This is a genomic window from Kocuria dechangensis, assembly GCF_014636775.1.
GTDB lineage: Bacteria > Actinomycetota > Actinomycetes > Actinomycetales > Micrococcaceae > Kocuria > Kocuria dechangensis.
The window spans coordinates 1-25,785 of sequence record NZ_BMEQ01000025.1 but is presented as its reverse complement, the minus strand read 5'-3'; the positions used below and the strand labels follow the sequence as shown (position 1 = coordinate 25,785).

Sequence of the window (25,785 nt, the reverse complement as noted above, 5' to 3'; positions counted from 1 at the left end):
CCATGGACGTCCCCGCGGCCGACGCGCGGCGCACCAAGCGCTCGCGGGCCTCCACCCGGGCCAGGCTCCTGGACACCTCCGCGGCCGTCCTCGCCGAGAAGGGCATCGACGGCGCCAGCGTCGAGGAGCTGTGCGCCGCGGCCGGCTTCAGCCGGGGTGCCTTCTACAGCAACTTCGCGTCCAAGACGGAGCTGGCCCTGGCGATGTACGAGGACCACGTCCGGCAGCTGACCGCCCGGCTCGACGAGCAGCTCGAGAACTGGCTGGCGGCCGATGAGCCCGCCGCCACGGTGGTGGGGCGCGTCGTCGAGGGCATGGCGGACTTCACCTCCGACACCACCTGGCACTCCGTGCGCCTCGAGCTGCTGCTGGCCGCCCGTCGCGCGCCCCGCGTGCGGTCCGTGGTGCTCGAGCAGCGCGCCGCCCTGACCGCCGCGGTCACGGAGGCTCTCGAGCGGGTGGCCGGCCACCACGAGCTGGTCCTCACCGTAGAGGCCTCCGACCTGGCCCACCTGCTGCTGGCGGCCTACGACGGGCGGCTCAACGAGCAGGTCGCGGACCCGGGGCCCGCTCCCGCCGGCCCCGACCTGGTGCCCGCCGTCTGGCCGGCCTTCACCCGGCCCCGGGTCCGGGACTGAACGCGCCAGCGGGGGGTGTGCCCGCCGGTGACCGCAGACCAGCCACAGTATGTGTGAGCTGCATGCTCAGCATGCAAAGTATTCACTTGTCGTATGTGTGCTGGATCACCTTGAATGGGACCACCGGTGCCGTGACGGACTCGACGGCCGGCGGAGGGGATCCTCTCCGCCTGCTCGTGGCGGGCCCACGGCGCCCACCGGTCAAGGCGCGGGCCTCCCCGCCCTGGTGAATCCCGAGCTATGACATGAGGTGCCCGATGAGCGTGGACACGCTGGTCTCTTCCGATCTCGATCTCTTCTCCGACGAGGTCCTGCTGGACCCCTATCCCCACTTCGCCGAACTGCGCGAGAAGTCCTCGGTGGTGCGGATGGACGCGAACGGAATCTGGGCGCTCACGCGCTACGACACCATCCGCGACGCCATGGCGAACTGGGCAGTCTTCTCCTCCAACAAGATCGCCTTCAACGACCGGATGAACGAGGTGCTGGTCGGGACCACCCTGACGACCGACCCGCCGGACCATCAGAAGATGCGCGCCGTGCTCTCGGAGAACCTCTCGCCGCGGGCGCTGCGCAGGCTCAAGGGCGAGATCGACGCCAAGGCCGACGCCAAGGTGGCGGCCCTCGTGGAGAAGGGGTCCTTCGACGCGATGGACGACCTCGCCCGCGCGCTGCCCCTGCAGGTCGTCGCCGACCTCATCGGCGTGCAGGGCGAGCCCCGGGAGAACATCCTGCGCTGGGGCGAGGCGGCGTTCAACGTGCTGGGCCCGATGAACCCGCGCACGGCGGAGAACTTCCCGGTCGCCGGGGAGCTGTTCGGGTGGGCGCACGGGGTGCGGGCCGAGGACCTGACCGAGGGCAGCATGGGCCGGGCGATCTTCGACGCCGCCGACCGTGGCGAGATCCCGCACGAGACCTGCGGGATGATCATCCACCAGTACGTCGCAGCCGGCATGGACACCACGATCGCCTCGATCGGCAACGCCATCGCCCAGTTCGCGGCCCACCCCGAGCAGTTCGACCTCGTGCGCCAGGACCCGTCGCTGATCTCCGCGGCGTTCAACGAGGTGCTGCGCTACGAGCCCCCCGTGAACACCTGGGGCCGGCTCGTGAAGGAGGACGTCGAGGTGGACGGGACCCTGATCCCCGCCGGCTCCCGGGTCGCCGTGCTCCTGGGCTCCGGCAACCGGGACCCGCGCCACTACGAGAACCCCGACGCCTTCCAGGTGCGGCGGAACCCGGCCGACCACCTGTCGTTCGGCTACGGGGTGCACGGCTGCGCGGGCCAGGGCCTCGCCCGGCTGGAGGCGTTCGCCGTGATCGGCGCCCTGGCCCGCCGGGTGCGCCGGTACGAGGTCGGGCAGCCCGAGCGCGTGATCAACAACATGACCCGCAGCCTCGACAAGCTGCCCGTGGTGGAGGTCGACCCGGCCTGACCCCGCCGGCCGGTCCGGAAGCGCACGGCGTGCCAGGAGCCCGCCCCGAGTCCTCGGGGCGGGCTCCGTCGTGGTGCTGCCCGGCGCCGGGCCGACGCCTCCCCGCAGCGGGTGCGGGCCGTCATGCGGCCCCGGGACCCCGCCCTCCGGCGCCCGGCCGCCGCATCCAGCTCGCGTGCCCCAGTGCCGCCACGACGGTCAACGCAGTGCTGGCGAGGAGAGCCAGCGAGAAGATCAGCCCGTAGCGGCCCTGCTGGGCGAGGCCGGCGGTGAGAAAGGTGCTCAGCGAGCTGCCCAGGAACAGCGAGCACGCGAACAGGGACACGCTGGTGGCCCGCGCCCGGGGCGCCACCTCGGTGGCCCAGCCCTGCACGGACACGTTCAGGACGGCGCTGGAGACCCCGATCAGCAGCGCCGTCACCGCCAGTACCGGCGGTGTCAGGGTGAGAGCGGACACGGCGCAGGCGCAGGCGAGGACCGTCCCGCCGGTGGCGATGAGCCCGGTGCGGAAGAACCGGCGGACCAGCCGCCGCATCAGGTGGGCTCCGGAGATCACGCCCACCCCGTAGCCGGCCGCCAGCACCCCCGCGACCCCCACCCCGACACCGGTGTGCTGCAGGGCGGGAGCGATATAGGCCAGCACGCCCATCAGCACGGCTCCCATCAGCACCGCCAGGGCGTAGACCCCCAGGGCGGAGGCCGAAAGCGCCTGGCGGAGCACGGCGGTGGGCTGCTCGGCAGCATCGGCGGTGGCCCCGCGCAGGGCGCACAGCAGGGCGAGACAGCCCAGCGCGGTGAGCCCGAAGACCAGCCGCCAGTCCAGCAGGGCGGCGATGGTGCCGGCGCTCAGGGTGGCGGTGGTGGTGCCCAGGGAGGCGTAGATCTGCAGCGCGGACAGCGACCGGGCCCGATCGACCCCGGTGCGGGAGTCTCCCAGCAGGGTCAGCAGGGTGGGATAGAGCGCGCCGATCATCAGACCGGTGAACGACCGGGCCAGCAGCAGCGGCAGATAGGTGCTGAACAGGGTGCTGGCCACCCCGCCGACCATCCCGCCGGCCAGAGCCACGCGCAGCACCGTCAGGCGACCGAATCGGTCGCTGAGAAGGCCCCAGACGGGCTGTCCCAGGGCGTAGAGCAGCGCGTAGGCCGCAAATGAGCTCCACGGACTGGCTCAACGACAGGGGAGTGCGGTCGGCGAGCAGCAGCAGCATGGGCGCGGTGCCGAAGCGGTCGAAGAGCGACAGGAACCCCACCGCTCCCAGCACCGGCCCGGGAATCCGGCTTCTCGGATCGTTGATCCACCCGGAGGAGCCTGCAGTAACTGTCGCCATCTGTCCGGTGCTCGTCCTTCGTCGGAGATCGTCCTCTGTGCCGCGGTGCCGGCGGCGTGGACGTGGACCGGCCCGGGGAGCGCTGGAGGCGGTCCCCGGGCCGGTCCGGGAGGCACCCGGGGGTGCGGGAGGTCAGGCGGCCGCGGGGGCCGGGGTGCTCAGGCGCCGCAGCCGCGGCACGGGGATCCGGTGGTTGAGCGCCACCGCCGTGCCCGAGCCGTCCTCGGGGGCCCACCGCAGCAGCGCCGAGCCGTCGAGGGGATCGCCGTCGAGGACCTCGGGGGCCCCGTCCAGGGGCAGGTGCCCGCTGGCCTTGAGGGTCAGGCCGAACTGTTCGGTCCAGAAGTAGGGCACCAGCTCGAGCTCCGGGGCGTCGTCCCCCCGGAGGAGGGCGGCCGCGGCGACCTTGCTCTGCTCGATGGCGCTGGTCCACAGCGGGATCCGGCGGATGCCGCGGCTGGTCGGCAGTGCCGCGACGTCGCCTGCGGCGACGATGTCGGGCCGGAGCCGCCCGCGGTGGTCGACCTCGAGCCTGCCGTTGGTGAGCAGCCCGCTGCCGGCCAGCCACTCGACGTTCGGGACGTCGCCCACGGCGCTGATCACCAGTTCGGCGTCGAGGACGAACCCGTCGGCCAGGGCCACCTGTGAGTGCCCGCCGTCCTCCCATGCACCCACCGCCTGCGCGGGCACGATGGTCAGGCCGGCGCGCCGGGCGGCAGTGGTGAACACCTCGGAGAGGTGCGGGCCCAGCTGGTGGATCATCGGGGCCTCGGGGGCCACGAGGGTGACCTCGCACCCGGAGTCCAGGCATCCGGAGGCGATCTCCATCCCCAGCGCACCGCCGCCGACGACGATCACCGTCGGCCGGGTGGCGAGCCGGCGGCGCAGCTCCGCCGCGTCCTCCAGGGTGCGCAGCGTCAGCTCCGCGGGCTCGCCGGTGCTCAGGCGCCTGGGCCGGGAGCCGGTGGCGATGACGAGACCGTCGTAGGGCACCTCCGTGCCGTCGTCCAGCTGCACGAGCTTGCGTGCGGGGTCCAGTCCGGTGGCGCCCACGCCGAGGATCTCGGTCGCGGCGTGCTCGGGGGCGGGCAGCTGGTGGGCGGTCATGGTCCCGCCCTCGAGCAGCGCCGCCTTGGACAGGGCGGGGCGGCTGTAGGGCGCATGGTGCTCCTCGCCGACCACGGTCAGTTCCCCGTCGAACCCAGCGGCCCGCAGGGAGTCGCAGGCGGTCAGCCCGGCGATGCCGTTGCCGACGACGACGATGCGCTGCATCCGTCGTATCCTCACGCGATCCGCAGCGCGGCGACCGGGCACACGCGCACGGCGGCCTTCGCGGCGTCGAGCTCGTCGTCGACGACCTCGACGTCCAGGACCAGCTCGCCCTCGTCGTCCAGGTGCATCAGCTGCGGCGCGGCCTCCTCGCACAGGCCGTGGCCCTCGCAGCGCGGGCGGTCCAGGGTGATCTTCATGTCTTCCTCCGCTGACTTCCGGTGTGTTCGGGGCGGGGACGGCCTCGCCGACCCCTGTCCTCAGAAGTGTCACAGCTCACAGAGCGTATTTCCAATGAATAATTCACATCGAGGAAATGCACGCAGTGCATTCCGGCACGAGGGCGGGGGGCATGCATCTGTAGAATGCCGCCTGTGACATGGATTCACTCGACGCACGATCTGGTGGGCGGCACGGCGACCCCCGCGGCACCGGTGCGGCTCTCCCCGGCACGCGGCGGGAGAGCCCTGGGCTCCGGGCACGGCAGGAGCCCGTCCCGCCATGGCTGACGAGCACGACGGAACCGCGACGGACGGTGAACTGAACCAGCTGGCCTCGGTCAACCTCAACCTGCTTGTGCCGCTCCTGGCGCTCCTCGAGGAGCGGTCGGTGACGCGGGCCGCGGCCCGGGTCGGCCTGTCCCAGCCGGCCATGAGCCACGCGCTGCGCCGGATGCGGCGCCTGCTGGGGGACGAGCTCATCGTGCGCCAGGGCAGCGGCATGGCCCTCACCCCGCGGGCCGTGGAGCTCGTCGCCCCGCTGCGGGCCACACTGCAGCAGACCGCACGCCTCGTGCAGCCCACCGCCTTCGACCCTGCCGTCGACCGCCGGGTGATCACCGTGGCGATGACCACCAGCACCGCCTTCGTCATCGGCGGCGCGATCGCACGGCTGGTGGCCCGGCACGCGCCGAACGCGGTGCTGCGGCTGCGCACCACCGACATGACAGCGAGCATGGCCTCCAGCACGGTGTTCACCGAGGGGGGGATCGACGTGGTCCTGCTCCCCGAGGGCTTCCCCTCGGCCTTCCCGCGCGAGCGGCTCTACGAGGACCGGTGGGTCGTCATCACCGCCGCCGGTGCCCCTGCCGGTACCCCGGCCGAGGAGCTGCTGACCACGCTGCCGCACGTCGTCTTCGACGGCTCCCCGCGGCTGCTGCGCCCCTATGACGTTCTCGACGAGCGGGGCGTGCAGTACACGGTGCGCGACCGGGTGGACGACAACCTGCTGGTCCCGCACCTGGTGGCCGGATCGGGCGGGGTGGGGCTCCACCGGCACCGGGTCGCCACCGCCCTGAAGGACGTCCTCGGCCTGCGCCTCGAGGACTTCCCCTTCCCGATCCCGGGACTGGGCATCGACATGGTCTGGAACCCGTGGTTGGCCGACGACCGGTTCAGGACCTGGATGCGCGGGATCCTCCTCGACGCCGCCCGGTCGCTGTAGGGCGGCCGCTGCCCGGGCGGCTACCCGTCGGGCGGGAACTCCTCCGGGCGCAGGTCACGGCTGCAGGGGACTCCGCTGCCCGGCGCCAGCTGGTTGGCCGCCCGCGCGAGGCAGTCCCGGTGCCGGGGCGAGAGGTAGAGGGCATGGTGCAGGTAGGCGTCGAGCTCCAGCTCGCCGATCTCCCCGCCCAGGTGCGCGTACCTCAGCCACAGCTCGTGCGTTCCCAGACCCGCCTTGGACATCGCGGTGCGCATCAACCGGGCCTGTGTCCTGGCAATCGTCCGATCGTCCATCCGACACCTCCGCCTGCTCCTGCCAGCGTAGTCCGGGGCGGCCCGCACGGGCACGGAGGAACGATCTGCCTCCCACCGGCCAGGACACCCCCTGTATCGTGGACGGCGTGAGCCTCACACCCCCATCGCGCGTCACCCTCGACGGCCGCTTCGCCCGGGAGCTCGCCGAGATGGCCCTGCCGTGGCAGGCCGGGGAGGTCCCGGACCCGCGGCTGCTGGCGCTCAACGAGCCGCTGGCCGCCGAGCTGGGCCTGGACCCCGCGGCGCTGCGGAGCCCGGACGGCCTGCGCCTGCTGGTCGGCAACCTGGTCCCCGAGGGCGCCACCCCGGTGGCGCAGGCCTACGCCGGCCACCAGTTCGGCGCCTACAGCCCGCGCCTCGGCGACGGCCGCGCCCTCCTGCTGGGGGAGGTCGTCGACGCCGAGGGCCGGCTCCGGGACGTCCATCTCAAGGGCTCGGGGCGCACCCCGTTCGCACGCGGCGGCGACGGCCTGGCCGTGGTCGGGCCCATGCTGCGCGAGTACGTCGTGAGCGAGGCGATGCACGCCCTGGGCATCCCCTCGACGCGGTCCCTCGCCGTGGTGGCCACGGGGCGGAGCGTGCGCCGCGAGACCCTGCTGCCGGGAGCAGTGCTCACCCGGGTCGCGAGCAGCCACCTGCGCGTGGGCAGCTTCCAGTACGCCCGGGCCACGGGCGACGCCGACCTCCTGCGCCGACTCGCCGACCACGCGATCAGCCGCCACCACCCCCGCGCCGCCGACGCCGAGCACCCGCACCTCGCGCTGTTCGAGGCGGTGGTCGCCGCCCAGGCGGGCCTGGTGGCGCGGTGGATGCTCGTGGGCTTCGTCCACGGGGTGATGAACACCGACAACATGACGATCTCGGGCGAGACCATCGACTACGGGCCGTGCGCCTTCATGGACGCCTTCGACCCGGCCACGGTCTACAGCTCCATCGACCATGCCGGGCGCTACGCCTACGGCAACCAGCCGGTCGCGGCGCAGTGGAACCTCGCCCGGCTCGCCGAGGCCCTCCTGCCCCTCCTCCACGACGACCAGGACCGGGCGCTCGCGCTCGCGGAGGAGGCGCTCGACGCGTTCCCCGGGCAGTACAGCGCCGCCTGGTCGGCCGGCATGCGGGCCAAGCTCGGCCTGCCCGAGGACCTCGGCGACGACGTCACCGCGCCGCTGGTCGACGAGCTGCTCACCCTCCTGCGGGCGGACCGCGTCGACCACACCTCCTTCTTCCGCCGCCTCGGCGCGGCCGCCCACGGCGACGCCAGGGCCGTACGGTCCCTGGTCCTCGACCTGCCGGCGTTCGACGCCTGGACGGAGCGCTGGCGCGCCCTGGGCCCGGACCCCGAGGCGATGGACCGGGTCAACCCCGTGTACATCCCCCGCAACCACCTCGTCGAGGAAGCGCTCGCCGCCGCCGGCGAGGGGGACCTCGAACCGCTCGCACGGCTGCTGGGCGCGGTGACCGCCCCGTACGAGCAGCGCCCGGGCCTGGAGCGCTACGCCGCCCCCGCCCCCGAGGGCTTCGGCGCCTACCGGACCTACTGCGGGACCTGAGGCGCCGCTCCGCCGCACGCTCGGCCCGGCAGCGGCACCGCCCCGGGCGCGGCCGGGGCCGGGCGCGGCGACCCGCCCGACCGGTGCCCGGGGACGAACGGGTCAGGCCACCTCGTGCGGTGCCTCGGATGCGCCCGTGCGCGCGCTGCGCCGGGCCGCGTCCAGCACGGCCGCGGTGGCCACGGCGTCCCAGGGGTCCACCGGAACGTCCCCGCCCTCGCGGAGCCACCGGGCGACCGCCCGGTAGAAGTCGGCGTGCTCGCCGGGCGCGGTCGCCACGGGAGCGGCCTCGGAGCCGCGGACCAGCCACCCCGCCATGCCCTCTCCGGGGGCCAGGGCGTCGAAGGGGCCGGGGGCGTCGTCGTGGCCGGTGACCAGGAAGGCCCCGGCGGAGCCGAGGACCCGGGTGCGCGGGCCCGGTGCGCCGACCAGGCTGCCCGCCCACAGGTGGCTGATGGTGCCCGAGGAGTGCTCCAGCGCCAGGAAGACGTCGTCCTCGGCGGGCGTCGTCAGCGCGCGCAGCTCGGCGCGCACCGCGGCCACGGGCCCGAAGAGCTGCATCGCGGCGTCCACGAGGTGCGAACCGAGGTCGAGCAGCAGCCCGCCGCCCTCCCCGACGGCGTTCTCCCGCCACCGGGCCTTCGGCACCGGGCGCCAGCGCTCCCACCGGCGCTCGAACCGGTGCACCGTGCCGAGCCGCTCCTCGGCGAGCAGACGGCGCAGCGTCAGCTGCTCGCTGTCCCACCGCCTGTTCTGGAAGACGGTCAGCGGCGTCCCGGTCTCCTGGGCGCGTCGCGCCACGGTCGCCGCGCCGTCGTGGTCGAGCGCGAGCGGCTTGTCCACGACCACGGGCACCCCCGCCTCCAGGGCGGCCAGCGCGTGCTCGACGTGGCGGCCCGTGGGCGAGGCGACGACCAGCACGTCGGGCCGGTCGCCGCTGAGCAGCCCGGCCAGGTCGCGGTGGATCCGGGCGTCGGGCCAGTCGGCCGCCGCCCCGGCGACCCGGGCGGGACGGGTGGTGACGACGTCGGTGACCCGGCACCCGGCCTGCCGCAGCAGGGGCGCGTGGAAGTCGCGTCCGGCCATGCCGTATCCGACCAGGCCGGCGGTGAGCCCCCGGGCCGGTTCCTGTTCGACCATGCGGTCACGATAGCCGACCGGCGGACCGGCGGAACTCCGAGGGCGAGACGTCGAACTCGGCCTTGAAGGCCTTGGCGAGCCACTGCGCGTCGTGGAGGCACCATCTGGCCGCCACCTCCGCGATCGTGAGATGCGCGAGCCGGGGTTCGGCCAGGTCCCGGCGCACCGCCTCGAGACGGCGCTGCCTGATGAGGCCGCTGAGGCCCTTGCCCGTCCCGGCGAACAGCCGCTGGATCGTGCGGACGGACACGTGGTGCGCGGCGGCGACCTCCGCGGGACCGAGCTCCGGCTGCTGCAGGGAACGGCCGACGTACGCCTCGACCTGCCGGCGGAAGAGGTCCTCCGCGTCGTCGGCCACGGGTCCGACGTCGTTCAGGACCGCCCCCGCGAGCAGCGACGCGGCTGCGGAGGCCAGGTGGTCCCGGACCGCGGCGCCGGGCTGCGGCATGGACAGGCACGTGCCCATGAACTGGAGCAGCATGGCGCCGGCCCCCGTGGCGGTGGGCCACGCTCTCGCCCCTGCCTCGCTGAGCGCCGCCGGAGCCACGCCGAGCGCCGACGGGGGCGCCGTCATCACGTCGCACTCCCAGGCGCCCTGCCACGAGAGCCGGTACGGCACCGAGGTGTCGTACACGGCGAACTGGCCGGGCCTGACCACGACCTCGCGTCCCGCCTGCTCGATGACGCACTGCCCGCGGTGCACCGCGCAGACCTTGACCGACTCCGTCGCGGAGCGGCGCACCGCACCGGCCGACAGGGTGAGGTGCTGCGGCGTCCCCGAGATGCCGAAGACCCGGACGCCGCCGAGGTCGGTGGCGGTGAACGCTCCCGTGGCCCGCCCGGTGGACGCGGCCGAGGGCGTGACCCGGAGCCCGCCGAAGGTCGACTCCATGCCGTGGTACCAGGCGTCGGTGATGGGACCCACCGTCATGGGCGGCACCTCCTCGTGTCCGGCAGGGATGGCGTCCACGGACAACTCCGATGTCGCGGTCCGACAACCCCGCCCTGCGTGCTGCGGATCACAGTATAGGAAGTGCCCCGGCAGGGGCCGGGCCCGCGTCACGGCGGCCCGCCCCGCCCGGCATGTCCGCCCACCACTCCCACGATCCGAGGAGCCACCCATCATGAAGGTCGCCGCAGCCATCGCCACCGCCCCGAAGGCCCCCTTCGAGCTCGTGGAGCTGGAGCTGGACGAGCCGCGTCCCGGTGAGGTCCAGGTCCGCCTGACCGCCTGCGGGGTGTGCCACACGGACGCCATCGTGCGCGACCAGTGGTATCCCACGCCCCTGCCGGCCGTCCTCGGCCACGAGGGAGCCGGCGTCGTGGAGTCCGTGGGGGCCGGGGTCACCGATCTGGCCCCCGGCGACAAGGTCGTGCTGAGCTTCAACAGCTGCGGGGCCTGCCGGCCCTGCCTCTCCGGCCACCCCGCGTACTGCGAGAACTTCTACGCGCACAACTTCGCCGGCCGCCGCCCGGACGGCGGCACCGCCTTCACGCAGGACGGCGGCGAGCCCGTCTCCTCGCACTTCTTCGGCCAGTCGGCGTTCGCCGCCGTGTCGAACGTGGCGCGGCGCAGCGTCGTGAAGGTCGACGACGACGCCCCGCTCGAGCTGCTGGGCCCGCTGGGCTGCGGCATCCAGACCGGGGCCGGCGCTGTGCTCAACGTCCTGGACCCGGAGGCGGGGTCGAACATCGTGGTGTTCGGCGCGGGCGCCGTGGGACTCTCCGCCGTGATGGCCGCCGTCGTCGCCCACGCCACGACCATCGTCGCCGTCGACGTCGTCCCCTCCCGCCTCGAGCTGGCGCGGGAGCTCGGGGCCACGCACACCGTCGACGGGCGGGCCGCCGACCAGGTGGAGCAGATCAGGAGGATCACCGGAGGCGGCGCCCAGTACGCCCTGGACACCACCGGGGTCGCTCCCGTGTTCCGCACCATGACCGACTGCATGGGCATCCGGGGCCGCGCCGCCCTGGTGGGGGCCAGCGCGCTGGGCACGGAGTCGACCATCGACATCGGCACCCAGCTCCTGTCCGGGCAGACCATCAGCATGGTCATCGAGGGCGATTCGAACCCGCAGCTGTTCATCCCCCGGCTGATCCACCTCTACCGGGCCGGCCTCTTCCCCTTCGACAAGCTCGTGAGGACCTACCCGCTCGCCGACATCAACCAGGCCCTCGAGGACAGCGAGAACGGCGACACCCTGAAGCCGGTCGTCCTCTTCTGACCCGCGGACCAGCAGGCGCGGCACCCGCTGCGGCGTCCACCGCGACACCCACCACGGCGTCCGCACGCCGTGCGACCACCCGACCCAGGAGCTCACCCATGACACCCACCACCACCACCGCCACCGCTGCTGACACCACTTCCGCCACCACGCCGGAGATCGGCCACCTGATCGCAGGACGGACGACCACCGGCGGCACGTTCCGGGACCACCGCGACCCGGGGCGGCTGTCCGAGGTCGTGGCCCGGATCGCCGTGGGCACGCCCGCCGACGTGGACCGCGCCGTGCAGGCCGCGCACGAGGCCTATCTGTCCTGGCGTGCCGTGGCGCCGGCGGAGCGGGCGAGCCGGCTGCTCGAGGCCGCCGAGGTGCTGGCGGGCAGCGCGGAGGAGCTGGCCCCGCTGCTGGCGCGCGAGCACGGCGGGGTGCTGTGGGAGGCCCGGACCGACTTCGCGCTGGGCGCCGGGGTCCTCCAGCACACCGCGAGCCTGACCGAGCAGTTCTTCACCCCGGTCGAGCACGACGACGAGCAGAGCTTCATCCGGGTCGAGAAGGTGCCCCGCGGGGTGGTGGCGGCGATCGTGCCGTGGAACATGCCGATCGTGCTGACCATGATGAAGCTCGCCCCGGCGCTGGCCACCGGCAACACGCTGGTGCTGAAGCCCTCCCCGTTCGCCTCCGCCGCGCTCACCACCGCCCTGCGGCGGATGGCCGAGGTCCTGCCCGCCGGGGTGATCAACGTCGTCCACGGCGAGGGCGACGTCGGCGAGGCGCTGACCACCCACCCGCTGGTGCGCAAGATCGGCTTCACCGGCGGCACCGGGACCGCCCGCCACGTGATGGCCGCGGCCGCCGGGTCGATCAAGAACATCACGCTGGAGCTGGGCGGCAACGACCCGGCGATCGTGCTCGACGACGCCGACATCGAGGCGACCCTGGACCGGATGCTCGCCGGGGTCTTCACCCGCTCCGGCCAGATCTGCTTCGCCGTCAAGCGGATCTACGTGCCCCGGTCGATGCACGACGCGTTCGTCGACGCCCTGTGCGCCAGGGTCGGGGAGTACGTCGTCGGGCACGGACTCTCCGAGGGCGTGAGCTTCGGGCCGCTGGCCACGCAGGACCAGTACGAGAAGGTGCGCCGGCTCATCGGGACCACCAGGGCCTCCGGGGCGGACGTGGTCGAGCTCGGGCGCCTGGCCGAGGGCCTCGACGCGGGGGACGGCTACTACGTGCTCCCGCACGTGGTGCGCGACGCCCAGCACGGCGCGGAGATCTGCTCCTGCGAGCAGTTCGGCCCGATCATCCCGGTGATCGCATACGACGACGAGGAGCAGGTGATCGGCTGGGCCAACGACAGCGAGTACGGGCTCGGCTCCTCGGTGTGGACCGCGGACCCCGCGCGCGGGCTGGCGGTGGCGAGCCGCATCGAGGCCGGCAGCACGTTCGTCAACACCCACTCCTTCGAGTCGCTGGACCTGCGCATGCCCTTCGGCGGCATCAAGCAGTCCGGCATCGGCCGCGAGTTCGGCGAGGCGGGCATGGCGGAGTACGTCGAGGAGCACGCCGTCCGCCTGCTCAAGTAGGGCCCCGGCCCCCTCGCCGGCACGGTCGTTGAGGGGGCCCGGGACCGGCGGCCGCACGGATCATCTGCCGGTCATCATCCTGCGGTGGTGCGCCGCGACGCGCTCGGCCGGCAGCTCCTTGTCGTAGATCGCGACCTTGCCGACGGCCCCCTCGAAGAAGGAGCTGAGATCCCGGGTGCCCACACGGAACGGTGCGCCGCCCCGCGTGGGCGTGATGGCCGTGCCGCGGTAGTTCAGATCGTTCTGGGCCTTCAGGACGCCGTCCCGGTAGATCTTCGTGTAGCCGTTCGGATACTTCTCGCTCTTCGCCCTGGTGTTGATCACCAGCACGTAGTGGATCCACTCGCCCTTCTGGACGCCGCCCTGGAAGTAGGACCCCGCGCCCTTTCCGCCCGAGGCGTCGAAGAGATAGCCGGAGATGCGGTTGGGGCGGTTCTCGTCGTTGCGGAGGGAGTACATCCTCGCCACGTACTCGTGCTCTCCCGTCTGCCCCTTGCCCATCCAGTGCACGTATCCGCTGCCCTCCGCGTGCCGGAACTGGAGCGTGTCCGGACGCATCCAGGCCTCGACGGTGAGGACGCCGCGCGTGGCGGGGCTGAGCCCCGCGGCGTCGGGCGCCTGCAGGTACTGCGTGGCGCCGTCGAAGTCCGCGGCGATGTCGCCGTTGGGCAGCCTCGTCCGGGCGGGCGCCCCGACGTAGCGGCCCTCGTTCCCCTTGTTCGCGAGGTCCTTCTCGGTGCCGGCACCGGGGGTGCTCATGCCCCAGTAGGCAGCGGGCCTGTCGGCCCTCACGACGGTGTCGTAGGAGACGTGCCGTGCCGCTGACGTGCGGAGGTCCGCGGGCCCCGCCTCCGCGGACGGCAGGCCGACGAGCCCGAGCGCGAGGACGGACAGCACCGCCACGACGTGCCGGGCCGCCGAACCGCGCCGCCCTCCCAGATGAAGAGGTCTCATGCCACGTCCCCCGTCCTTCTCCCGCATCCCCCGTGCCTCCAGCGTGCCTCGGAGGGGATCAGGAGGTCAACGACACCGGCCGTGCAGCTGTGCAGGACGGCGCCGGGGCGTCCCGCACGGCTTCGGGGGAGCGCCCCGGCGGCCGGGGAGGGTGGGCGGTTCCGGGGCTCAGCCGGCCGCGGCCGCCAGGAGCGGGACGAGCAGGGAGGTCACGAACAGCACCAGGGCCCCGCCGAGGCGGTTGGTCAGGCCGGCGAAGGGCATCAGGTGCATGCGGTTGGCCGCGCTGAGCACGGAGACGTCCCCGCTGCCGCCGGTGTCGGCCATGACCAGGCCCGGGGTGATGGCGGCCTCCACGAAGTGGAACTTCACCAGCCAGCCCAGGAAGCCGGAGCTCACGGTCGCGATGATCACGGTGGCCACGGTGAGGACGATGAACATCGGGTTGCTCAGGGAGGCGAGGACCTCCTGGATGTCGATGTAGGTCATGCTCACCCCGACGAGCAGGGCCGGGACCAGGATGGCGCCGATCATGTCGCCCCACTCGGAGCTGGCGTCCTCGAGGTCCTTGGGGAGCAGGCCGAAGATCTTGACGGCCGCGGCGAAGAGGATGGTCCAGGCGTAGGGGTGCAGCACCGGCAGCCAGGCGGCGACCAGGTTGCCGGCCACGAACAGGACCGCGGCGATGAGCAGGCCCTTGCCCAGGGAGATGAAGGAGGAGATCTCCTTCTTCTCCGGCACGGCCATCTCGTCGGCCCGGCCCTCGACGCGCAGCAGCTGGCCGTGGCCGTTGAAGCCGACGAAGAGCTGCTTGTTGCGCTTGCCCAGCCCGTTGAAGATCCCGGCGATGAGGATGCACACGATGTTGGCCATCACCACGGCCGACATCAGGTCGCCCATGAACGTGGCGGCCTCCCCGCCGGTGCGTGCGGCGTACATCTCCGACATCGGCACCGCGCCCAGGCCCAGGCCGCCGGCCATGATCGGGGCGGCGATGAAGAGGACGCCCTCGATGAAGCCGAAGCCGGTGACCGCCCCGAGCGCCCCGATCAGGACGAAGGTGGCGATGAGGCAGCCGATCAGGGGGACGGCGAAGCGGGGTCCGGCCTTGAGCAGCAGGGCGCGGGGCATGCCCAGGATGGACCCGGCGATCAGGGCCATCACGAAGAAGTCCAGGAAGCCGTAGGTGTCGACGAAGCCCTGCACGACCGTCACGGCGTTCTCGGGCATCACGCCGGCGAAGATCAGGAGGGCCGGGACGAAGGTGCACAGGATGGTCGGCAGCCCGTAGTCGCGGACGACCGGGAACAGGTTGCCGATCCAGATGAGCAGCCCGCCCAGGAGGATGGTGACGGCGAAGCCCGAGAGCATGGACTCGGGCAGGTTGCCGGTGACCGCGGCGGTCAGGACCACGGCGGCGAGCACGAGGTACACGGGTGCGGGCATGCTCGCGATGCGGAACCCCTGGCGGCCGGGGTAGTGCGTGCCGCGGCGCGGGCCCGCGGTGGGGGCGACCCGGCGGTGCATCCCCGTGCCCGGGTCTGCGGGCGGCCGGTCCGGCGTCTCGTCCACGGGCTCGGTGGTCAGGGTGGTGGGTGGCGTCGTCGACATCGGTGTCCCCCAGGTGATGTGGGTGCGGCGGCCCCGGCGGGGCCGCTCGTGGAATGAAGATGGTCGGTGGGGCTAGCGGGTGGCGGGCTCCGCGGCCGGAACCGCGGGGGAGCGGGTGACGACCTCGCGGGCCAGGCGGACCGCCTCGGCCAGGCGGTCCTCGTCGATCCCGGTGTCGTGGCCGGTGGCGTGCAGGTGGGCCACGAGCTGCTCGGTGGCGATGTTGCCGTGGGCACCGGGGGCGAACGGGCAGCCGCCGTAGCCGCCCAGTGCGCTGTCGAAGCGGATGATCCCGGCCGCCACCGCGGCGCCGACGGTGTCCAGGGCCTGGCCGTGGGCGTTGTGCAGGTGCAGGGAGAAGGTCAGCTCCGGCTCGGCCGCGCGCACGTGGTCCAGCGAGGCCATGACCTGGGCGGTGGGCGAGGTACCGAGGGTGTCGGCCAGGCCGATGTCGGTGATCCCCGTGCTCTTGAAGGCCCGGACCACCCGCAGCAGGTGGTCCGGGTCGATCTCGCCCTCGAAGGGGCAGGTGAAGGCGGTGGAGATCCCGGCGAAGAAGTGGACCGTCGGGTAGTGGGCGAGCTCCCCGGCGAGGTCCGCCAGGGCGTCCTCGATGGCCTGCCCGGCGTTGGCGCGGCTGTGGGCCTGGCTGGCGGAGGTGACGACCTGGACGTCGGTGGCTCCGGCGTCGGCGGCCCGGGCGATGCCGCGGCCGTTGAGCGCCAGCGACGTCCAGGTCACCCCCGGCGCGGCGGGGACCCCGGCCAGCACCTCGGCGGCGTCGCCCATCTGCGGGACCTTCCTCGGGTTGACGAAGGAGGCCACCTCCAGGCGGGTGAGCCCGGCGGCCACCAGGGCCTCGGCGACGGCGATCTTGTCGGCGGTGGCGACGACGACGTCCTCGTCCTGGAGGCCGTCGCGCAGGAACACGTCGGTGATCTGCACCCGCATCTCAGCGCACCCCCTGCAGCGTGAGGTCGGCGATCTCCTCCGCGGTGAGGCCGGCGAGGTCGCGCAGGACCTCCTCGGTGTGCTGGCCCAGCTCGGGCCCCACCCACTGGACCCGGCCCAGGTGGCCGGGGATCTTGGGGACGACGCCGGGGAAGCGGATGAGCTCGGGCTCGTCCTCGACCACGACCTCGTGGGTCTGGATCATGTCGCGGGCCAGGTAGTGCTCGTCGGCGGCGATGGACGGGGCGTCGTAGACCGGGCCGGCGGGCACCCCGGCCGCGTCGAGCAGCTCGAGCACCTCGGCCAGGGGGTGGCTGGAGGTCCAGGCGGCGATGGCGCCGTTGAGCTCCGCCTCCCGGGCGCCGCGGGCCTCGGTGGTCAGCAGGGACTCGTCGGCGGCCAGGTCGTCGCGGCCGATGGCCGTCATCAGCCGGCGGAAGACGGAGTTGGAGTTGCCGCCGATGACGACCTCGAGGTCGTCGGCGCAGGGGTAGGAGCCGGTGGGCACGACCCCGGGCAGGGCGCCGCCGGTGCGCCTGCGCACCATCCCGTACGCGTCGTAGTCGGGGACCAGGGACTCCAGCAGGCTGAACACGCCCTCGTAGAGGGCGACGTCGACGACCTGGGGGCCCTCGGAGCGGGCGCCGCGGGCCTTCTGCAGCATGAGCATCAGGGCGCCGATGACCCCGTAGAGCCCGGCGACGGTGTCGCCCATGGACGCCGCCGCCCGGCCGGCCGGGCGGTCGGGCTCGCCGGTGATGTAGCGCAGGCCGGCGAAGGACTCGGCCGAGCTGCCGAAGCCGGCGCGGTTGCGGTAGGGCCCGGTCTGGCCGTAGCCGGAGATCCGGACCATCACCACGTCCGGGTTGAGCTCGGTGAGCACCTCCGGGCCCAGGCCCCACTTCTCGAGGGTGCCGGGGCGGAAGTTCTCGATCACGACGTCGCACTGGGCGGCGATCTTCTTCACGGCCTCCCGGCCCGTCTCCGAGCGCAGGTCCAGGGCCACGGACTTCTTGTTCCGGCCCAGGGTGCGGAAGAGCATGGACGTGGCACCGCGGGTCTTGCGCCAGTCGCGCAGCTCGTCGCCGCCGTCGGGGCGTTCGACCTTGACGACCTCGGCGCCGAAGTCGCCGAAGAGCCGGGCGGCGAAGGGGGCGGCGATGAAGCTGCCCAGCTCCAGCACGCGGATCCCCTCCAGCGGGAGGGTGTTGCCCTCGACGTGCAGATTCTCGGTCATGGTGCCTGCTTCCCTGGGTACGTGCTCCGTGATCTCTCCTGTTTCCCACTCTGTGGGAGATCACTGTCGTTTGGCGGGAAGACGGTAGCAAGTGATCCAGGACACACACAACCCCCTCGGCGAGAATTCCGAGGGGGTGGGCGTTCAGGGCGATGCGGGGGCTAGGGTGCGGAGCGCTCGAGGTCCTGGCCGATGCGCCGGGCGGCGGCCACGACGTCGTCGCCGAAGTCCGCGCCGGGCGAGACGGCCACGCGGGCCAGGGGCATGGCCAGGCACACGGCCGCGATGGTCTGCTCGCGCAGCCGCACGGGTGCGCTGACCGAGCCCAGCCCGGGGGTGCGCATGCCGACGGACTCCACCCAGCCGTGCTCCGCCAGCTCCTCCAGGGCGGCCGGCTCGCCGGCCAGGAGCCGGCCGCTCGACCCCGCGGGCAGCGGCAATCGGGAGCCCGGCGGCAGGGTGGCCCGCAGCTCCTGGTGGCTGTCCACGCTCATGAGGCAGACGCGCTCGTCCGCGCGCCGGGTCCACAGCTGCGCCGACTCCCCGGTGCTGTCCCGCAGCCCGGTCAGCGCGGGCAGCGAGACCTTCTCGAGGGCGGACTGGACGAAGCGCTGGCCCAGCCGGAAGTCCCCGCCCTCGCCGCGGCGCAGGAACCCGTGCTCGGCCATCGAGAGGGCCAGGCGGTGGGCGGTGGAGACCGACAGCCCCGTCCGGCGGGCCAGCTCGCTGGCCGAGGCCGAGGACTGGCCCACGGCGTCGAGGATCGCGGCGATCCGCTCCAGGGTGCGGTTGCCGCCGGACGGCTCGGGGGAGGGCATGGCACCAGCTTAGGGTCCGCCGGGCCGCGGGGGCGGAGGCCCGCGGTGCCCGCCCCGTCCGGGGCCGGAGGGATCCGGCGTCAGAGGAAGGGGCGCAGCGGGACCAGGACGGTCTCGGCGAACCAGGCGGCGGGGTGCCGCTCGTGCCACTCCTCGGCGGTGAGCTGACGGCAGTTGGCGCTGTCCGCGGCGAAGATCCGCTCCATGTCCGCGGCGAAGTCCTCGTCGTGGATCTCCAGAGTCGTCTCGTAGTTGAAGCCCAGGCTCAGCCGGTCGATGTTGGCGGTGCCCACGATCGACCACTGCCCGTCGATGGTCGCGGTCTTCGCGTGGATCATGGCGTTGCGGTACAGCAGCACGGTGATGCCCTCGGCCAGCAGCGAGGAGTAGAAGCCGTGGGAGAGCCAGTCGGCCAGCACGTGGTTGGAGTTCTCCGGCAGGATCACCCGCACGTCCACCCCCCGCCGGGCGGCCTCGACCAGCGCGTCGAGGATCTGCTGGTCGGGGATGAAGTAGGCGGTGGTGAGGTTGATGTGGTGCCTGGCCCGGTGGATCGCGTCCAGGTAGACGCTGCGGATCGGGTAGACCAGGCTGGCGGGGATGTTGTTGATCGCCCGCACCCGGGAGTCCCACGCCCCCGGGTTCAGGTGCGGCAGCCGGCGGGGCCGGGCGGTGGAGGGGTGGTTCCACACGGCCGCGAACGAGTGGCTGAGCTCGAACGCGGCGGGGCCGACGAGCCGCACGTGGGTGTCGCGCCACTCCGTGGCGTAGAGCGACCCGATGTTGTAGCCGCCCACGAACCCGATCTCGTCGTCGACGACCAGGATCTTGCGGTGCGTCAGCCCGGTGGCCTGCAGGGGGCTGAGCAGCAGGCGGGGGCGCAGGACGGGGAAGCGGAAGACGTGCACGTCCGGGTGGAACCGGAAGAACGAGGCGGGCACGACCAGGTTGCCGAAGCCGTCGTACATGACGTACACCTCGACCCCGCGCGCGGCGGCGTCGTTGAGGGCGTCGCGGAACTCCCGGCCGACCTCGTCGCCCTTCCAGATGTAGGTCTCCAGCAGGACGCGGTGCCGGGCGCCGCGGATCGCGGCGAGCATGTCCCGGTAGAGGTCCTCCCCGTAGGTGTACGCCGTGGTGCGGGTGTCGGCCACGGTGCCCTCGTAGGTGCCGGGGCGGGGGAACCCGGAGCGTCGCTTCCGGCTCCTGCGCTGGATGGCGTCCGTGGCCACCAGGGTGGCCACCACGGCGGCCTGCACCCCGGCGAGGCCCGCGAGCGAGCGGACGGCCAGCGTGCGGAGGGGACGCGCTCTCGGCGCGGGAGAAGAGTGCACCGTCCGAGCTTATCCGCCCGCCGCCCCCGGCCCGCGACCCGTTCAGGCCACCCGGACCGCCGGATCGGCCACCAGCTTCGTGTAGAGGGCCAGGTGGTCCTCGACCATGCGCTCGGCGCTGAAGCGTCTCTCCGCCGAGGCCCGGACGGCACGCCGGTCCAGTGCGGCGGCGCGGCCCAGCACGGCCGCGAGCTGGGCGGGGGTCTCGGCGAGGTATCCGGTGACGCCGGGCTCGACGATCTCCGGGGCCGCCCCCAGGGGCGTGGCGACCACCGGTGTGCCGGTGGCCAGGGCCTCGATCATGACCAGCCCGAACGGCTCCGGCCACTGGATGGGATTGAGCAGGGCCACCGCGTTCCCCAGCAGCTCGTACTTCTGCCTGCCGCCGACCTCGCCGAGGAACTCCTCGTCGGGGCCCAGGATCGGCTCGATGACGTCGTGGAAGTAGCGCAGCTCGGCGGGCTCGCGCATCTTCGCGGCGATCCGCAGCGGCACGCCTGCGGCGCGCGCGATGACGATGGCCTCGGCGATCCCCTTGTCCGGCGTCATCCGGCCCAGGAAGAGGGCGTAGCCGCCCCGTCCCCGGCCGACGGGGACCGCGGAGAGGTCCACGCCGTGCGGGATGACGGCGGCCACGGGCAGGCCCGGCGATCGGCTGATCTGGTCGTGGGAGATGGCGACGACCGCCGTGTCCCGCCCCGCGGCGCGGTAGATCTCCTCGAGGTGGGAGGTCAGCGGCCCGTGGATGGTCGTCACGACGGGCACGGCGGGTGGGCGGTGCCGGTAGAGCGGCCCGGCGAGGGTGTGGTCGTGGATCACGTCCATCCCGGCCAGCCCCGCGTAGGCCCGGGCGACGTGGCTGAGCTCGGACCAGCTGGCGCCCAGCGCCACGGGGTCCGACGGGTCCGTGCCGGGAAGGCGGGCGACCGGACACGTGCTGTCCGCGGCGGCGGCCAGCACCACCTCGTGGCCGGCCGCCGTGAGCCCCCGTGCCAGGGCGTCCACCACCAGCTCGATCCCGCCGTACGCGACCGGGGGGATCGGGAACCACGGCGCGACGATCAGTCCGATGTGCATCCTCGTACCCCTCTCCAGCGGTCCACCGGGGTCGGGACGAAGGGCCTCGGAGGAGCGTCGTGCATGATCCCTGGCGTCCTAGGGGGCCGTCCGGTCGCCGTGGTGCTCTCCGGTGCTGAGCGTCTCCTCGAGGGGTGGCCGGGGCGCCCGTCGCAGCTTGATCTCCGGGGGGAGGCCCTCGACGGTGGCGGAGGCCCCGTCGACGTGGATCGAGATCCGGGAGGTGTCGAGGCGGAGGTTGTCCGCGTGGAAGGCGCCGAAGTCCGGCGGGAGGATCGGGGCCAGGCGGACCTCGCCCTGGGGCAGGAGCGGGTCGAAGCGCAGGAGCATGCGCATGAGCTGCACGGGGGAGGCCGCCGCCCACGCCTGCGGGGAGCAGGAGGTGGGATAGGGCACGGGATCGGGGTACTCGTCCCGGGAGAAGCCGCAGAAGAGCTCGGGCAGCCGCCCGTCGAAGCGCTCGGCCGCGGTGAAGAGCCCGTCGGCGACCCGTCGGGCCTCCTCGGCGAAGCCGTACCGCATCAGCCCCGTCGCGGTCAGGGTCGTGTCGTGGGGCCAGACGGAGCCGTTGTGGTAGCTCACCGGGTTGTAGGCCCCCATGTCCGAGGCCAGGGTCCGGATGCCCCAGCCGGTGAACATCTCCGGCGACATGAGCCGTTCGACGACCAGCGGCGCCTTGTCGGCGTCGACGATGCCCAGCCACAGGCAGTGGCCCATGTTGGAGGCGCACGCGTCGACCGGGCGCTTGTCCTTGTCCAGGGCCACGGCGAAGTAGCCCCTGTCCGGGAGCCAGAACCTCTCGTTGAACTCCGCCTTCAGGTCCGCGGCGCGGCGGGCCCACGCGGTCACTCCCGCCTCGTCGCCCAGCTGTCCCGCCAGCAGCGCCCGGCCGAGGTAGGCGCTGTAGACGTACGCCTGCACCTCGCACAGGGCGATGGGGGCCTCCGCCAGGCGGCCGTCGGCGAAGTTGATGCCGTCCCAGGAGTCCTTCCAGCCCTGGTTCAGCAGCCCGTGCTCGCTGGCCCGGTGGTACTCCACGAAGCCGTCGCCGTCGCGGTCCCCGTACTTCTGCACCCACTCCAGGGCGCGATCCGCGTGCGGCAGGAGCGCGTCCAGCACATCACCGGCCAGCCCCCACCGGCTCAGCTCGGCCAGCAGGGTCACGAACAGCGGGGTGGCGTCGGCGGTCCCGTAGTAGGCCTTGCCGCCGCCCATGGCCAGGCCCGCGGTGGCCCCCAGCCGGACCTCGTGCAGGATCCTGCCCGGTTCCTCCTCGGTGCCCGGGTCCACCTTCTGCCCCTGGAGCGAGGCCAGGGTCTGCAGGGTGCCCGTGGCCAGGCTGGGGTCCACGGGAAGGGCCATGTAGGAGGACAGGAGCGAGTCCCGGCCGAACAGGGCCATGAACCAGGGGGCGCCGGCCGCCACGGCCACCCGCTCGGGGTGCTCGGCGTCGAAGATCCTCAGGGAGCCCAGGTCCGACTGGCTGCGGGTCAGCACCGCCTCGACGGCGCGGTCGGCGACGGACAGGCGCGGCACGTCCTCCTCCCAGGCGGCGTACCGGCGCGCCGCCTCGTGGTGCAGGGTGGTGGACGTCTCGGTGAACGGGTTCTCCGGGGCCGCTCCTTCGACCAGGGGGGTGACGATGACGCAGGTGGACCAGGTGTCCCGCGGGGGGACCTCGACCTCGAAGACCAGGGAGTTCTCGGTCGCCGCCGCCCCGCGGGCGCTGATCACCACGCCGCGGCGGTACCCGTCGCGCACGGCCTCGAGGCGCAGCTCCTCCTGGTGGACGTGCCGGTTCCGGTCCGTGAAGGAGACGGTCCTGCCGCCCTTCACGTCGAAGAGGTCGGCCAGGTCCGCGTCCACGCCGATCTCGATCCGGCACGCCGAGGGCTGCTGGGAGTAGTTGTGCACCGTGATGTCCTCGCGCAGGCCGGGGCCGACGTGGCGCTCCTGCCGCACCACCAGGGGGCTGTCCGCGACGCCGTCGGGCCTCCTCGGCCGGCCCACGAACACGGCCCGGTACGGTTCCAGGGTGCGGCCCGTGAGGGGCTCCAGCGGCATGTCGTTCACGGTGAGCAGCCAGCGGGAGAGGATCCGCGTGTCCTGGTAGAAGGCGCCCTGGGCCTGGCCGGGCACCACGTCCCCGCTCTGCGTCGAGATGCAGAAGGAGGAGCCCTCCACGACGGTGACCGCGTCCAGGACCATCGACCCCGCTGCGGTGTCCTCGTTCCATGCACTCATAGCCCCCACCCCGACCGTGTCCGAAACCCCTGCCGACCTGCTGCAGGACCCACTGCTGGATCCGCTGCCGTACCCGTGCGACGTCCCCGTCGTATTGTCCCGTGACGGGGATCACCCCGCAACGGGTTGCGGGGACGTTGCGGCGGTGTCCGGGTTCGTGTCGGGCCGGGCGGCGGCTCCGTGCCCGATCAGGCGGGGCGGCGGGTGCGGGGGCAGGCGCTGCCGTCGAGGGCTCGGGCCTGCTCCAGCCGTCTCTCCGCCGCGGCCACCCGCTCGAGCCGTGACCAGTCCTTCTCGCGGGAGGCGGCGGTGTGCAGGCCCTGGCGGAACTCGGCGCTGCGGGCCGCCCGGTCGGCGGCCAGCAGCCGGGACAGGTCCTCGCGGTGGCCGCACGGCCAGTCGGCGATGACCGCCGGTGAGGCGGACTCGACCTCGGCCAGCGCTGCCTCCGCACGGGTGGTCCGGCGTCCTCCACGGCGGCGGAGGAGCACCAGCACGAGCACGGGGACGGCCGCGAGAGGAACGGCGAGAGGGATGACGAGAGAAATGAGCGGTTCCATGGGGGGATGGACCTTCCGGGGACGTGGGGGCGTCGCACGACGAAGCCTATCCGCGCCGGGCTCCTGGACCGTTCATGACGCGGTGCCGGCGGTCCCGCTCGGCGATCCTCCGGGCCCGGGGCTCAGAGCTGCGGCACGCACTCGCCGGTGCCGAGCCGGGCGAGGCCCGCCAGGTCCCCGGCGGCGAATCCGGTGAGGCCGCTGTTCTCGGCGTGCATCAGCTGCCCGGGGTCGTCGACGTGGTCCAGCCCGACCACGTGACCCAGCTCGTGCATGATGACGGCGCGGACCTGCGCCCGGCCGTGGGGCCGCTCCAGCACCGCCGTGAGGTCGGGGGCGTCCAGCGTCACCGAGCCCGCGACGTAGACGAGGGGCCTGCCGGGGCTCTGCGCGTAGGAGCTGCCGCCCAGCCCGACGACGCGTCCGGCCAGGCCCGGGGTCTCGCCGGGATCGGACCAGGTGATGAGGAGGGGGGCCCAGCGCTTGCCGTACCGCTCGGGCTGGTAGTTGTCACGGCTGCCGCTGGGGGCCTCGGTGGTGGTCCCGTCGTGGACGAACTGCAGTCCTGTCGCGACGGACACCTCCGCCAGGGCCTGCTCCACGAGTTGCTGCGCGCCCGGCGGGGCGTTGTCGGGGCGCACCACCCAGTGCACCGGCCGGCACGGGTCGTACGCGACCATCTCCTGCCCGGGGTCCGGGGACTCGTTGAGCCGGTAGCTGGTCGACGAGGGGGCCGTCGGGGGAGTGCCGATCGGCTTCTCGGCGGCCCCCACCCCGCGCGGGGGCGTCGAGGCGTGGGGGAGGTAGGGCCCGGCGACCGGCAGGACGAGGCGGTCGACGACCGTGGGGGTGAAGGACAGGGCGAGCACGAGCACGACGGCGAAGGCCGGCGAGGCGCGCCACGTCAGGCTCCGCGACCGGGGGCCGCGCCAGTGGCGGACGTCCGCGCGGGTCGTCCGCGCCCTGTGCCGGGCCCGCGCCGGCGTCGGTCCGGGCGGCCAGGCGGCCCCGCCGCCCCTCCGGCCCCCGGAGCCCGCGGCAGGCCTTCCCCCAGGTGAACTCCGCATGCGCGCCCGCTTCTGCTCGTCGTGGGCCGGCCCCCAGGACCGGCCCCAGTGTATGAAAGCAAACGCTACGCGGTGCGGTTCCGGATGTCATGTCGTGTCGGGGCGGCCGGGACGGCCTCGTCCCGGCCGTGCCCGCAGGACCCGGGGGCTCCTCCCGGCCGGCGGCGATACACTCACCTGCGGGACGGGCCCGGTCCGGGACCTCCCGCCCCCGTCCCCGCCCCGACCGAGGAGCTCGTGCAGATGCCCCAGGTGGTCCTCCCGCACACCGTGACCCCGGTGCAGATGCTGCGCGCGCTGCGCGCCGAGCCCGGGCTGGTGGCCCTGGTCGGCGACTGGCACCACGGGGACGCCCTCATCGGGTTCGACCCCCTCCGCCGGCTCGGCCCGGACGAGGATCCCTTCACCGCCCTGGGCTCACGGGGGCGCCCCGCCCCGCAGGGGCCCGGTGAGGAGCCGGGCGAGGAGCCCGGCGGCGCGTTCGGCGGTGGCTGGATCGGATACCTGGGCTACCAGCTGGCCCGGGGCCTGGAGGTCCTGCCCCCGGCCCCGCCGCGGCCGGCCCGCCTGCCGGACCACCACCTGGCCTACTACGACCACGTGCTGCGCCGCCGTGCCGCGGCGGGCGACTGGGTGCTCGAGTGGCTGCCCGGCACGGATCCGGCCCGGGTGGCGGCCGCGGAGGAGGTCGTCCGGGAGGCGCTCGCCGCTCCGCACGACCCCGTGCCCTACCGGTGCGGGCCCTTCACGGCCGACGCCTCCCGGGACGAGCACGCCGCCGCCGTCGCCAGGACCCTGGGCCACATCCGCGACGGCGACGTCTTCCAGGCCAACATCTGCCGCAGCCTCGGGGCCGGCTTCGAGGGCGACCCGCTGGACCTGTTCTGCGCCGGGGTCCAGGCGCTGGCCCCGCGCTTCGCCGCGTTCCTGCGGGTACCCGGCGGGGCGGTGGCCAGCCTCTCCCCGGAGCTGTTCCTGCGCCGGACGGGGGAGTCGGTGCTCA

Annotated in this window: 23 protein-coding genes; 7 read left to right on the top strand and 16 right to left on the bottom strand. The window is 73.5% G+C overall.

The window, feature by feature from the left end:
* Nucleotides 1-2 precede the first annotated feature (2 nt).
* Complete coding sequence (locus IEW07_RS16825) at nucleotides 3-638, top strand: TetR/AcrR family transcriptional regulator (protein WP_188539359.1); 636 nt, start codon at nucleotides 3-5, stop codon at nucleotides 636-638.
* Between the two features lie 257 nt (nucleotides 639-895).
* On the top strand, nucleotides 896-2,074 hold the full coding sequence (locus IEW07_RS16820) for a cytochrome P450 (RefSeq protein WP_188539357.1): 1,179 nt from the start codon (nucleotides 896-898) through the stop codon (nucleotides 2,072-2,074).
* Between the two features lie 121 nt (nucleotides 2,075-2,195).
* On the opposite strand, the gene IEW07_RS16815 is transcribed toward IEW07_RS16820, so the two are convergent.
* The 3 genes from IEW07_RS16815 to IEW07_RS16805 form a co-directional block, all read right to left on the bottom strand.
* Nucleotides 2,196-3,200 (bottom strand): MFS transporter, encoded by a 1,005-nt coding sequence (locus tag IEW07_RS16815; protein ID WP_229741929.1) that lies wholly within the window; start codon nucleotides 3,198-3,200, stop codon nucleotides 2,196-2,198.
* 337 nt (nucleotides 3,201-3,537) lie between these two features.
* Nucleotides 3,538-4,677: an NAD(P)/FAD-dependent oxidoreductase gene (locus IEW07_RS16810; RefSeq protein WP_188539355.1), complete on the bottom strand. Its 1,140-nt coding sequence runs from the start codon at nucleotides 4,675-4,677 to the stop codon at nucleotides 3,538-3,540.
* Between the two features lie 11 nt (nucleotides 4,678-4,688).
* Complete coding sequence (locus IEW07_RS16805) at nucleotides 4,689-4,874, bottom strand: ferredoxin (protein WP_188539353.1); 186 nt, start codon at nucleotides 4,872-4,874, stop codon at nucleotides 4,689-4,691.
* Between the two features lie 301 nt (nucleotides 4,875-5,175).
* Here IEW07_RS16805 and IEW07_RS16800 point away from each other — a divergent pair, with 301 nt between their 5' ends.
* On the top strand, nucleotides 5,176-6,117 hold the full coding sequence (locus tag IEW07_RS16800; RefSeq protein ID WP_188539351.1) for a LysR family transcriptional regulator: 942 nt from the start codon (nucleotides 5,176-5,178) through the stop codon (nucleotides 6,115-6,117).
* 20 nt (nucleotides 6,118-6,137) lie between these two features.
* On the opposite strand, the gene IEW07_RS16795 is transcribed toward IEW07_RS16800, so the two are convergent.
* Nucleotides 6,138-6,410 carry a hypothetical protein gene (locus IEW07_RS16795; RefSeq protein ID WP_188539349.1) on the bottom strand — a complete coding sequence of 91 codons (273 nt, stop codon included), beginning with the start codon at nucleotides 6,408-6,410 and terminating at the stop codon, nucleotides 6,138-6,140.
* 107 nt (nucleotides 6,411-6,517) lie between these two features.
* Here IEW07_RS16795 and IEW07_RS16790 point away from each other — a divergent pair, with 107 nt between their 5' ends.
* Nucleotides 6,518-7,981: a protein adenylyltransferase SelO gene (locus IEW07_RS16790; protein ID WP_188539347.1), complete on the top strand. Its 1,464-nt coding sequence runs from the start codon at nucleotides 6,518-6,520 to the stop codon at nucleotides 7,979-7,981.
* Between the two features lie 102 nt (nucleotides 7,982-8,083).
* Here the strand turns inward: IEW07_RS16790 and IEW07_RS16785 are convergent, their stop codons facing one another.
* Nucleotides 8,084-9,121, bottom strand: a complete 1,038-nt coding sequence (locus IEW07_RS16785) for a Gfo/Idh/MocA family protein (RefSeq protein WP_188539345.1) — start codon at nucleotides 9,119-9,121, stop codon at nucleotides 8,084-8,086.
* 4 nt (nucleotides 9,122-9,125) lie between these two features.
* The gene (locus IEW07_RS16780) at nucleotides 9,126-10,052 is read right to left on the bottom strand and encodes an AraC-like ligand-binding domain-containing protein (RefSeq protein ID WP_188539343.1); all 927 of its coding nucleotides are present in this window, start codon (nucleotides 10,050-10,052) and stop codon (nucleotides 9,126-9,128) included.
* Between the two features lie 193 nt (nucleotides 10,053-10,245).
* Between IEW07_RS16780 and IEW07_RS16775 the strand changes: the two genes are divergently transcribed.
* Together IEW07_RS16775 and IEW07_RS16770 are read left to right on the top strand one after the other, a co-directional pair.
* The gene (locus IEW07_RS16775; RefSeq protein ID WP_188539341.1) at nucleotides 10,246-11,346 is read left to right on the top strand and encodes an NAD(P)-dependent alcohol dehydrogenase; all 1,101 of its coding nucleotides are present in this window, start codon (nucleotides 10,246-10,248) and stop codon (nucleotides 11,344-11,346) included.
* A 98-nt stretch (nucleotides 11,347-11,444) separates the two neighbouring features.
* Nucleotides 11,445-12,929 carry an aldehyde dehydrogenase family protein gene (locus IEW07_RS16770; RefSeq protein ID WP_188539339.1) on the top strand — a complete coding sequence of 495 codons (1,485 nt, stop codon included), beginning with the start codon at nucleotides 11,445-11,447 and terminating at the stop codon, nucleotides 12,927-12,929.
* Between the two features lie 60 nt (nucleotides 12,930-12,989).
* Here the strand turns inward: IEW07_RS16770 and IEW07_RS16765 are convergent, their stop codons facing one another.
* From IEW07_RS16765 to IEW07_RS16720, 10 genes are all read right to left on the bottom strand, one after another.
* Nucleotides 12,990-13,883, bottom strand: coding sequence for a LamG domain-containing protein (locus IEW07_RS16765; RefSeq protein ID WP_188539337.1), 894 nt, complete (start codon nucleotides 13,881-13,883; stop codon nucleotides 12,990-12,992).
* A gap of 168 nt (nucleotides 13,884-14,051) precedes the next feature.
* Nucleotides 14,052-15,494: a 2-hydroxycarboxylate transporter family protein gene (locus IEW07_RS16760; RefSeq protein ID WP_188539335.1), complete on the bottom strand. Its 1,443-nt coding sequence runs from the start codon at nucleotides 15,492-15,494 to the stop codon at nucleotides 14,052-14,054.
* Between the two features lie 72 nt (nucleotides 15,495-15,566).
* Nucleotides 15,567-16,445: a hydroxymethylglutaryl-CoA lyase gene (locus IEW07_RS16755; RefSeq protein WP_188539333.1), complete on the bottom strand. Its 879-nt coding sequence runs from the start codon at nucleotides 16,443-16,445 to the stop codon at nucleotides 15,567-15,569.
* Between the two features lies 1 nt (nucleotide 16,446).
* Nucleotides 16,447-17,682: a CaiB/BaiF CoA transferase family protein gene (locus IEW07_RS16750; protein ID WP_188539331.1), complete on the bottom strand. Its 1,236-nt coding sequence runs from the start codon at nucleotides 17,680-17,682 to the stop codon at nucleotides 16,447-16,449.
* Between the two features lie 161 nt (nucleotides 17,683-17,843).
* Nucleotides 17,844-18,500 (bottom strand): IclR family transcriptional regulator, encoded by a 657-nt coding sequence (locus IEW07_RS21480; RefSeq protein ID WP_188539329.1) that lies wholly within the window; start codon nucleotides 18,498-18,500, stop codon nucleotides 17,844-17,846.
* Nucleotides 18,501-18,580: 80 nt separating this feature from the next.
* Entirely contained in the window at nucleotides 18,581-19,834 is a 1,254-nt protein-coding gene (locus IEW07_RS16740) for a phospholipase D-like domain-containing protein (protein WP_229741925.1), read from the bottom strand.
* A gap of 42 nt (nucleotides 19,835-19,876) precedes the next feature.
* Complete coding sequence (locus tag IEW07_RS16735; protein ID WP_188539327.1) at nucleotides 19,877-20,911, bottom strand: glycosyltransferase family 4 protein; 1,035 nt, start codon at nucleotides 20,909-20,911, stop codon at nucleotides 19,877-19,879.
* Between the two features lie 78 nt (nucleotides 20,912-20,989).
* Nucleotides 20,990-23,155, bottom strand: coding sequence for an amylo-alpha-1,6-glucosidase (locus IEW07_RS16730; RefSeq protein ID WP_188539326.1), 2,166 nt, complete (start codon nucleotides 23,153-23,155; stop codon nucleotides 20,990-20,992).
* 188 nt (nucleotides 23,156-23,343) lie between these two features.
* Nucleotides 23,344-23,715: a hypothetical protein gene (locus IEW07_RS16725; RefSeq protein ID WP_188539323.1), complete on the bottom strand. Its 372-nt coding sequence runs from the start codon at nucleotides 23,713-23,715 to the stop codon at nucleotides 23,344-23,346.
* Between the two features lie 122 nt (nucleotides 23,716-23,837).
* The gene (locus IEW07_RS16720; RefSeq protein ID WP_188539321.1) at nucleotides 23,838-24,782 is read right to left on the bottom strand and encodes a matrixin family metalloprotease; all 945 of its coding nucleotides are present in this window, start codon (nucleotides 24,780-24,782) and stop codon (nucleotides 23,838-23,840) included.
* Nucleotides 24,783-25,025: 243 nt separating this feature from the next.
* Here IEW07_RS16720 and IEW07_RS16715 point away from each other — a divergent pair.
* Nucleotides 25,026-25,785 (top strand): chorismate-binding protein (locus IEW07_RS16715; RefSeq protein ID WP_188539399.1); only part of this gene is annotated, 760 nt, incomplete at its 3' end.